Origin of the sequence: Methylophaga pinxianii, assembly GCF_020447225.1 — a bacterium.
In the GTDB taxonomy this organism is placed as follows: domain Bacteria; phylum Pseudomonadota; class Gammaproteobacteria; order Nitrosococcales; family Methylophagaceae; genus Methylophaga; species Methylophaga pinxianii.
Genome location: NZ_JAJAEO010000011.1, coordinates 1 through 233 on the forward strand (window position 1 = coordinate 1; position 233 = coordinate 233).

The 233-nt window shown below is 47.2% G+C and carries 1 pseudogene; it reads right to left on the reverse strand.

What is annotated here, in order from left to right:
* Nucleotides 1–233: pseudogene (locus tag LGT40_RS00050) on the reverse strand (IS3 family transposase); the annotation flags it as partial.

The window sequence follows — 233 nt, forward strand, 5'->3', positions numbered from 1 at the left end:
TGTATTTGGCGATAAAGGCATACTTCACTGCGGGTCTTTTGCGAAGTAGCCCAGCGCTTTTTTTATAATGTCACGCTCTGTTTTTAATTTGGCATTTTCCCGACGAAGCCTGACAAGCTCTTTATTCAGCTCAGCGTCAGCCATATTTTTTTGAGTGCTTGGCACGCCATTGGCCGTCTTTATCCAGCGTCGCAGCATGCCAGAGTTGATTCCCAGATCGTCCGCTATTCCCT